10 protein-coding genes are annotated in these 8,247 nt (G+C 67.7%); 2 read left to right on the top strand and 8 right to left on the bottom strand.

The annotated features are described in order from the left end of the window. Positions 1-124: 124 nt before the first annotated feature. Entirely contained in the window at positions 125-487 is a 363-nt protein-coding gene (locus tag AC1DU6_RS13375; protein ID WP_457321704.1) for a winged helix-turn-helix transcriptional regulator, read from the top strand. A gap of 163 nt (positions 488-650) precedes the next feature. On the opposite strand, the gene AC1DU6_RS13370 is transcribed toward AC1DU6_RS13375, so the two are convergent. From AC1DU6_RS13370 to AC1DU6_RS13360, 3 genes are all read right to left on the bottom strand, one after another. Then, positions 651-1,790 carry a response regulator gene (locus AC1DU6_RS13370; protein WP_457321703.1) on the bottom strand — a complete coding sequence of 380 codons (1,140 nt, stop codon included), beginning with the start codon at positions 1,788-1,790 and terminating at the stop codon, positions 651-653. Positions 1,791-1,912: 122 nt separating this feature from the next. Next, a complete protein-coding gene (locus AC1DU6_RS13365) occupies positions 1,913-2,059 on the bottom strand; it encodes a hypothetical protein (protein WP_157281872.1) in 147 nt (48 codons plus the stop codon). 78 nt (positions 2,060-2,137) lie between these two features. Beyond that, positions 2,138-3,040, bottom strand: a complete 903-nt coding sequence (locus AC1DU6_RS13360; RefSeq protein WP_457324820.1) for a helix-turn-helix domain-containing protein — start codon at positions 3,038-3,040, stop codon at positions 2,138-2,140. Between the two features lie 102 nt (positions 3,041-3,142). On the opposite strand from AC1DU6_RS13360, the gene AC1DU6_RS13355 reads away from it, so the two are divergent. Further along, on the top strand, positions 3,143-4,054 hold the full coding sequence (locus AC1DU6_RS13355; protein ID WP_457324819.1) for a DMT family transporter: 912 nt from the start codon (positions 3,143-3,145) through the stop codon (positions 4,052-4,054). On the opposite strand, the gene AC1DU6_RS13350 is transcribed toward AC1DU6_RS13355, so the two are convergent. The 5 genes from AC1DU6_RS13350 to AC1DU6_RS13330 all read right to left on the bottom strand — a co-directional run. Beyond that, positions 3,987-4,970: a branched-chain amino acid ABC transporter permease gene (locus AC1DU6_RS13350; protein ID WP_477857681.1), complete on the bottom strand. Its 984-nt coding sequence runs from the start codon at positions 4,968-4,970 to the stop codon at positions 3,987-3,989. The two genes, AC1DU6_RS13355 and AC1DU6_RS13350, sit on opposite strands and share 68 nt — an antisense overlap. Beyond that, on the bottom strand, positions 4,967-5,854 hold the full coding sequence (locus AC1DU6_RS13345) for a branched-chain amino acid ABC transporter permease (protein ID WP_056200980.1): 888 nt from the start codon (positions 5,852-5,854) through the stop codon (positions 4,967-4,969). The genes AC1DU6_RS13350 and AC1DU6_RS13345 overlap by 4 nt, the downstream gene beginning before the upstream one ends. 160 nt (positions 5,855-6,014) lie before the next feature. Beyond that, a complete protein-coding gene (locus AC1DU6_RS13340) occupies positions 6,015-7,211 on the bottom strand; it encodes an ABC transporter substrate-binding protein (protein ID WP_457324817.1) in 1,197 nt (398 codons plus the stop codon). A gap of 26 nt (positions 7,212-7,237) precedes the next feature. Continuing rightward, positions 7,238-7,951, bottom strand: a complete 714-nt coding sequence (locus AC1DU6_RS13335; RefSeq protein ID WP_056200976.1) for an ABC transporter ATP-binding protein — start codon at positions 7,949-7,951, stop codon at positions 7,238-7,240. 7 nt (positions 7,952-7,958) lie between these two features. Further along, the coding region (locus AC1DU6_RS13330) for a hypothetical protein (RefSeq protein WP_477857679.1) at positions 7,959-8,247 on the bottom strand (289 nt) is incomplete at its 5' end.

The following is an 8,247-nucleotide window of genomic DNA, read 5'->3' as shown; positions in this document are numbered from 1 at the left end:
CGGCCAGGTCGAGCGGCAGCGGCAGGGTTTGCGGGGCAATGCGGGGTGTGTGTGTGTTCATGCTTCGAATTTAGAAGCGTTGCGGTAGGCGGACTCTAGCCGAGCTTGCTTCTAAAATCAAAGCATGACGACAAAACGCCTCGCAAAGCTGGCCATGGCGGACACGCCCGCCTCGGGCAAGGTTGCGATCAACGCCGCGCTGGAACTCTTCCACCGCCGCTGGACGCTGCGCATCCTGTGGGAGCTGCGCGCCGAGGACGCCAGCCTGAACTTCAGAGCGCTGCAGGCCGCCTGTGGTGACTTGTCGGCCTCGGTGCTGAACCAGCGCCTGGCGGAGTTGCGCGAGGCCCTGCTCGTCGAGCATGACGCAGGCAGTGGCTATCGGTTGGCGCCCCACGGGCGCTCACTGCTGTTGGCGATCGAGCCGCTGCTGCAATGGGCGCCGCGCTGGGCGCGCGAGGTGCAGCGAAACACGACGCCGCGATGATCAGGAACGGTCGGGGCGTTCGGGCCGAGCGCTGGGCCGCTCCCGAGCCGGCCCGCGTTGGCGATGTGCTTGCGGCTGGATGCCGTAAGCATCGCCGTCCCCACGGGGGACCGATCAGGCTTGCTCGCGTTCAGCGCGCAAGACTGAGCGAGGGGCACACCATTTAGGCCGGCACCCGGACGGCGAGGCGGGCTCGCTCGATGGCGGCGATCAGCGCCTCTTCCGAATAGGGCTTGCCCAGCAGCTGGGTCACACCGGCGGCGGCGGCCTCGGCCTGCTTGTCGTCGGAGGACGTGATCATGACGACGGGCAGGTCGGCCGTCACAGCGGCGGCGCGCACCTGGCGGGTCAGCTCGAAGCCGTCGATGCCGGGCATCTCGACGTCGGTGATCAAGAGGTGCGGCAGCTCGGCGGCCATCAACTCCAGTGCCTGCTCGCCGCTCTCGGCCAGCGCGACGCGATAGGTCTGGCCGGTCAGCAGGCGGCTGATCTTGACGCGCACGATCTTGGAATCGTCGGCGACGAGGACGAGGGTTTCGTCGGCCCGCAGTTCGCGGGTGGCCAGGGCCGCCGCGGCAGCAGCAGCAGCAGCTTCAGCGGCTTCCCGCGCGGCCTGTTCCTCCGCCCGGCGCCGGGCGGCAGCCACGCGCTCGGCCTCGGCCTGCTCGGCGGCCAGCCTGAGGGCCTCGGCTTCTCGGGCGGCGCGTTCGTCCTCCAGGCGTTGCAGCTCGGCAGCCTCGCGGGCGGCCTGTTCGCGGGCTTGGCGTTCGGCTTCGGCCTCTTGTTGGGCTTTCAGGTCGGCCAGGCGGCGTGCTTCGGCTTCGCGAGCGGCGGCTTCCTGGGCGAGGCGCTCAGCCTCGGCGCGTTCCTGCGCCAGCCGTTCGGCCTCTGCGGCTTCGGCGGCCTCGCGAGCGGCCTGCTCGTCGGCTTCGCGCCGTTGTGTCTCGGCACGTTGTTCTGCCAGGCGCTGGGCCTGGGCCTCGAAGCGGAGGGCTTCTTCGTGCTCGACGCGTGCCCGCTCGGCCTCCAGCTGTTCTTCCTCGGCACGCTGCTGGCCCAGGCGCTGGGACACGGCGGCCTCGACCTCGCGCAGGGCCTGATCGTCGGCCTGCTGGCGGGCGGATTCGGCGGGTACGCGCGGGGCGCGAGTCGCATATTCGGCCCGTGCCAGCGTGAGGCGCTCGGCTTCGCGGCGCCGGGCGTCGGCACGGGACTTTTGTTGCCGGCGTCGGCCGAGCCACAGCAGGAACAGCACGACGGCGACCGCCACGGCGGCCAGGGGCCAGGTCAACAGCTCGTTCATCTTCGGGGGACGTGCGCTACTTCAAAGTCGCACATCATCGGGCCAGTGAGTGTCCGCTTCGCGAACAGGCCTTTCGAGGAAGGCCCAGGTGGCGCCGTTTGTCACGCCTTGGCGGCTGGAATTCAGCGCTGGGGCGGCGGCAACAGGCCGGCAGTGTGGGTCGCGCTGCCGGGCGCGTCGTCCTCGCCGGGCACGAAAAGCGTCAGGACGCACGCCAGCACCGACACCACGAGCGTGGCGGTGAACTTGAAGCGGGCTGACGTGGCCATGGCCTGGATAGTGAGCCATGTCGCCGCCGGACGCTCCCCCTAACTCGCCAGTGAATGCTGACGGCGTACTGGCAGCAGTCAGCGCAAGCCCATGGTGCGCCGGTACTGGCCCGGCGTCGCGCCCAGGGCGCCATTGACGTGGCGGGTCAAATGGCTGGCGCCGGCATAGCCGCAGGCGGCGGCGACGTCGGCCAGGGGCAGGGCGGTGTCGCGCAGCAACGTGCGGGCGCGGTCCAGGCGGCGGGCGGCGACCCAGTCGTGCACGCTGCAGCCCATGGAGACGCGGAACATGCGGGCGAAATGGAATTCGGACAGGTGGACCTGGGCGGCCAGCCGGGGCAGGCTCAACTCGGCGCTGTCGAGGTGGGCATCAACGAAGTCCAGCACCCGACGCCGCGCCGCCCCGGACAAGCCACCCGGCGAGCGTTCGGCTCGCTCACGCAGCCGCGGCCGGGCGGCCTGCAGCACGAGGTGATCCAGCGCGGCCTGGCTCAGCGCATCGATGCGCAGGCGCTCGGCGGGGTCCTGCCAGTCGTACCTGGCAACGCCCTGGGCCCAGGCGGCAAGTGTGGCGTCCTCGCCAAAGATGCGCTGCTCCAGCGTGATGGCGCGGGGCTCGGCGTCCAGCAGGCGGACGATGCGGTCGGCCCAGGCGTCGTCCGACAGGTAGAGGTGGACGAAGCGCAGCGGCCCGGCCACGTTCCAGCGCGACTCGTGCTCGGCTGGCAGGATGCAGTGGCAGCCGGGCGAGCCGGTCTCGCGGGGTGTCTCGATGAGGTGGGTGTCGTGTCCGCCCTGCAGATAGACCGACAGGGTGTGGTGGCCGGGCCGCTGGTAGTCCATGCGCCCGCCGTCGTTGCACCACTGCACCAGGCGCAGGTCGTCGGCGAGCGTCAGCTCACGTTCCCGGCGCGCGCTGGAGCGGCCCAGCACGTCGAAGACGGGCTGGTGGGCCGTGGCGCCGGCGGTCAGGTCGAGCATGCAGCGATGCTAGGTGCTAAGCCCTTCCCCGTGCCGGCCTGAGGCCGACGATGCGCAGGAATATGCAATCGCACGGCCGCCCGCGGCGCCACGATGGCGGGCATGAATGCCTTCCTCTACCTGCTCGTCGTGCTGATCTGGGGTACGACCTGGATCGCCCTGAAGTGGCAACTGGGCCCCGTGCCGATTGCGCTGTCCATCGCCTACCGCTTCGGCCTCGCGGCCCTGGTGCTGTTCGCCTGGCTGGCCTGGCGGCGCCAGCTCGTCGTGCCGCGTGGGCGGGCGCTCACTTGGGTGCTCGCCCAGGGACTGTGTCTGTTCTGCCTGAACTTCGTCTGTTTCCTGAACGCCAGCCAGACGCTGGCCAGCGGCCTGGTGGCGGTCGTGTTTTCCAGCGCGGCGCTGTGGAACGCGCTGCTGGCGCGTCTTGTTCATGGCCGCGCCATCGTGCCCCAGGTCCTGGCGGGTGGCTCGCTCGGCCTGACGGGGCTGGTGCTGCTGTTCTGGCCCGAGATCCGTGGTGGCCACGCCAGCCTGGCCGGCCTGGCCTGGGCGCTGGGTGGCACGCTGTGCTTCTCGACCGGCAACCTGCTGTCGGCCGCGCTGCAGCAGCAGGGCCTGAAACCGGTGCAGACCAACGCCTGGGGCATGGCGGTGGGCACGGCGATCCTGACGGGCTATGCGCTGTTGGCCGGCGTGCCTTTCGCGTTCGACGCGAGCACCCGCTACCTCGGCGCGCTGCTGTACCTGGCTATCCCGGGTTCGGTCATCGGCTTCACGGCCTACCTGACGCTGGTGGGCCGCCTCGGTCCCGAGCGGGCCGCCTACAGCACGGTGCTGTTCCCGGTCGTCGCGCTGAACGTGTCGGCCTGGGTGGAGGGCTACGAGTGGACGGCGCCGGCGCTCGCCGGGCTGGTGCTGGTGATGGCGGGCAATGTGCTGGTGTTCAGGAAGCGGGTTGTTTCGGCTTGCGCTCCAGCAGCGCCATCGCCTCGCCCACCAGTCCGCGCCTGAAGGCCAGCACGCAGACGATGAAGATCAGCCCGGTGACGAGGCTGACAGATTCGCCCAGGCTGTTGAACCAGGCCACGCCGGTCAGCTCGCCCAGCCAATTGCCGAAGTCGCCGATCTTGTTCTCCAGCGCGATGATGACCAGCGCCCCCACCATGGGGCCGACCAGCGTGCCCATGCCGCCCACCAGCGTCATCAGGATGACGAGGCCTGAGGTGGTCCAGATCGCGTCGGTCAGCGTGGCGAAGCCCAGCACCAGCGTCTTGGTGGAACCGGCCAGGCCAGCCAGCGCGGCCGATAGCACGAAGGCCAGCAGCTTGAAGTGGCCGGTGTCGTAGCCCAGCGACGTGGCGCGGGCCTCGTTCTCGCGGATGGACGTCAGCACCTGGCCGAACGGCGAGTGGACGATGCGGTAGATCAGCCAGAAGGCGGCGATGAAGATGGCCAGAACGACGTAGAACAGCACCAGGTCGTTTTCCAGGTGCAGGCCCAGGAAGCTGCCGCGCGGCACCGACTGCAGGCCGTCTTCCCCGCCGGTGAAGGGGGTCTGCAGGAAGAAGAAGTACAGCATCTGCGCCAGGGCCAGCGTGATCATCGAGAAATAGATGCCCGAGCGGCGGATGGCCAGCAGACCGAACAGCAGGCCCACACCGGCCGYGCCCGCCATGCCGACGAGGATGCCCACCGGCGTCGGCAGGCCCCAGACCTTGAGCGCATGGCCGGTCACATAGGCCGCGGTGCCCAGGAAGGCCGCATGGCCAAAGGACAGCAGGCCCGTGAAGCCGACGAGCAGGTTGAAGGCGCAGGCGAACAGCGCGTAGCAGAGCACCTTCATCACGAAGACGGGGTAGACGCCGAACGCTGGCAGCAGTGCGATAGCGACGAAGAGCGCGGCGTAGCCGAGGACTTTCTTGTTCATTTTTCTTTGCCGAACAGGCCGGCCGGGCGAACGAGCAGCACGATGGCCATGACGACGAACACCACCGTGTTGGACGCCTCGGGATAGAAGACCTTGGTCAGCCCTTCAACGATGCCCAACCCAAGCCCGGTCAGGATGGAGCCGAGGATGGAGCCCATGCCGCCGATCACCACCACCGCGAACACCACGATGATGAGGTTGGTGCCCATCAGCGCCGACACCTGCAGGATGGGCGCAGCCAGCACGCCCGCGAATGCCGCGAGGGCCACGCCACCGGCATAGGTCAGCGTGACCATCAGCGGCACATTGATGCCGAACGCCTGCACGAGCTTGGGGTTCTCGGTGCCGGCGCGCAGCTTGGCGCCCAGCGACGTCTTCTCGATCAGCGCCCACACCGCGAAGCACACGATCAGCGACGCGACGACGACCCAGGCCCGGTAGTTGGGCAGGATCATGAAGCCCAGGTTGGTGGCGCCCTGCAGCGCGTCGGGCACCTGATAAGGCTGGCCCGACACACCGTAGACGCTGCGGAACACGCCCTCGATGACGAGGGTGATGCCGAAGGTCAGCAGCAGGCCGTAGAGGTGGTCCAGCTTGTAGAGCCACTGCAGCATCGTGCGTTCAATGACGATGCCGATGAGGCCGACCGCGAGCGGCGCGAGACCGAGCATGAGCCAGTAGTTCAGCCCCAGGTATTCCAGCCCCATCCAGGCGAAGAAAGCCCCCATCATGTACAGCGCCCCGTGGGCGAAGTTGATGATGTTGAGCATGCCGAAGATGACCGCCAGGCCCAGGGACAGCATCGCGTAGAACGAGCCGTTAACCAGGCCGAGCAGCAGCTGGCCCAAGAGGGCCGGCAGCGGAATACCGAAGATTTCTGTCATGGCAATCGTGTTCAGACCCTGGACGCCCGCCGGGCCGCTCCCAAGGGCGGCCAGGGCCGATGTCGATGCCGGCTCTCGCCGGCATCGATCGGCGTCCCCTCGGGGGACCGACCAGAAACGCGCGCGTCCAGCAGCGCGGGGCTGGGCGAGGGGTTCACGTTCACTTCTTCACCAGCGGGCACTTGCTGTCCGCGAGCTTGGTGAAAGCCTCGTCGCCCGGGATGCGCGTCACGACCTTGTAGTAGTCCCAGGGCTCGGTCGATTCCTTCACCGACTTGACCTGCATCAGGAACATGTCGTGGATGCCGCGGCCGTCTTCCTTGCGGATGGTGCCCTTGGTGTAGAAGTCGTTGATCGGCGTGTCCTTCATCTTGGCCATGACCTTGTCGGCGTCGTCGGTCTTGGTGGCGTCGACGGCCTTCAGGTAGTGGGTCACGGCCGAGTAGTCCGCGGCCTGCAGCGACGAGGGCATGCGCTTCATCTTGTCGAAGAAGCGGCGGCTCCAGGCGCGTGCCTCGGGGCTCTGATTCCAGTACCAGGAGTCGGTCAGGTACATGCCCTCGGTCGTCTTCAGGCCCAGCGAGTGCACGTCGTTGATGAACATCAGCAGGCCGGCGAGCTTCATACCCTTGGTGATGCCGAACTCGTTGGCGGCCTTGATCGTGTTGATGGTGTCGCCACCCGCGTTGGCCAGGCCGAGGATCTGCGCGCCGGAGCCCTGTGCCTGCAGCAGGAAGCTGGAGAAGTCGTTGGCGTTCAGCGGGTGCTTGACGCTGCCCTTGACCGTGCCGCCGCTCTTCTGCACGACGGCGGCCGTGTCGGCCTGCAGGGCCGCGCCGAAGGCGTAGTCGGCGGTCAGGAAGAACCAGGTTTTGCCGCCGGCCTTGGTCACCGCGGCGCCCGTGCCGTTGGCCAGGGCCACGGTGTCGTAGGCGTAGTGGATGGTGTAGGGCGTGCAATTGGCATTCGTCAGGGCCGAGCTGCCGGCGCCGATGGAGATGAAGGGCTTCTTCTTCTCGGCGGCTACGGTGGCAATGGCCAGGTTGACGCCCGAGTTGGTGCCGCCCACCAGCAGGTCGAGCCCTTGCGTGTCCATCCACTCGCGCGCCTTGGCGGAGGCGACGTCGGCCTTGTTCTGGTGGTCGGCAAAGATCAGCTCGACCTTCTTGCCCGCGGCCACACCCTTGAGGTCGGCGATGGCCATCTTGATCGCCTCGACACCGCCGGCACCGTCGATGTCGGCATAGACGCTGGACATGTCGGTCAGGAAACCGATCTTGATGACGTCGCCCGAGATCTGGGCCTGGGCGGTAAAGCCGCAGGTGGCGAGCGCGGCGGCAATGAGGGTCTTTTTCATGGTTGTCTCCGGTGGGTTGTTTGGATTCAAACGCTGAGCAGCTCGTCCATCTGGGCCTGGTGGGCCGGCAGGTCGGCTGCGGGGAAGGACAGCACGACTTCGCCGTGCTCGATGACTAGAAAATGGTCGGCCAGGGGCGCGGCGAAGCGGAAGTTCTGCTCCACCATGACGATGGTGAAGCCCTGGCTCTTCAGCGTGCGGATCATGCGGGCCAGGGCCTGGACGATGACGGGGGCCAGGCCTTCCGAGATCTCGTCCAACAAGAGGATGTCGGCGCCCGTGCGCAGGATGCGGGCGACGGCCAGCATCTGCTGCTCGCCGCCGGACAGGCGCGTGCCGGGGCTGTTCTTGCGCTCGGCGAGGTTGGGGAACATCGCGTAGATCTCGGTCTCGCTCATGACCTTGCCGCGCTTGGTTTTCAGCGGCGGCGGCAGGCGCAGGTTCTCTTCGGTCGACAGGCTGGCGAAGATGCCGCGCTCCTCGGGGCAGTAGCCGATGCCGAGGTTGGCGATGCGGTGCGTGGACAGGCCGATGGTCTCTTCGCCGTGGATCTTGATGGAGCCTTTTCTTGCTCCCGTCAAACCCATGATGGCCCGCAGCGTGGTGGTGCGGCCGGCGCCGTTGCGGCCGAGCAGGGTGATGACCTGGCCGGGTTGGACTGACAGGTTGATGCCGTGGAGGATGTGGCTTTCGCCGTACCAGGCGTGGAGGTTTTGGATTTCGAGTGCTGGGGTGGCCATGGCTTTGTCAGCTTGCTCGTTGCTTCGGGTTGCTTTGGCGGAGAGCGTGGTTGCTCGCTGCATTGCCGGGAGTCCCGCCCGGCAGCGGGGTAACTTTCTTCTGCGGGGCCAGAAGAAAGTCACCAAAGAAGAGGCCCTGAACCGCACACGACCGCGGCGCCGCGAATAGCGGCGCGCGAAAACGCTGACCTGCATCTCGGGAAGACGCGAACCGCTGCGCTCTCGCTGCTGTCCTTGTGAAGAGCACCATCCATTGCCCCTTCACGCCGCTTAACGTCGGCTGCACGCCGAACTCA

It is taken from the genome of Roseateles sp. P5_B10 (assembly GCF_056400485.1).
The sequence above is the reverse complement of the archived record's forward strand: the minus strand, read 5'-3'. Positions and strand labels throughout refer to the sequence as shown.

Coding starts and splice junctions, on each gene's coding strand:
- AC1DU6_RS13335 (WP_056200976.1), bottom strand. CDS start 7,951: ATGGCCACCCCAGCACTCGAAATCCAAAACCTCCACGCCTGGTACGGC.
- AC1DU6_RS13370 (WP_457321703.1), bottom strand. CDS start 1,790: ATGAACGAGCTGTTGACCTGGCCCCTGGCCGCCGTGGCGGTCGCCGTC.
- AC1DU6_RS13360 (WP_457324820.1), bottom strand. CDS start 3,040: ATGCTCGACCTGACCGCCGGCGCCACGGCCCACCAGCCCGTCTTCGAC.
- AC1DU6_RS13355 (WP_457324819.1), top strand. CDS start 3,143: ATGAATGCCTTCCTCTACCTGCTCGTCGTGCTGATCTGGGGTACGACC.
- AC1DU6_RS13345 (WP_056200980.1), bottom strand. CDS start 5,854: ATGACAGAAATCTTCGGTATTCCGCTGCCGGCCCTCTTGGGCCAGCTG.
- AC1DU6_RS13340 (WP_457324817.1), bottom strand. CDS start 7,211: ATGAAAAAGACCCTCATTGCCGCCGCGCTCGCCACCTGCGGCTTTACC.
- AC1DU6_RS13365 (WP_157281872.1), bottom strand. CDS start 2,059: ATGGCCACGTCAGCCCGCTTCAAGTTCACCGCCACGCTCGTGGTGTCG.
- AC1DU6_RS13375 (WP_457321704.1), top strand. CDS start 125: ATGACGACAAAACGCCTCGCAAAGCTGGCCATGGCGGACACGCCCGCC.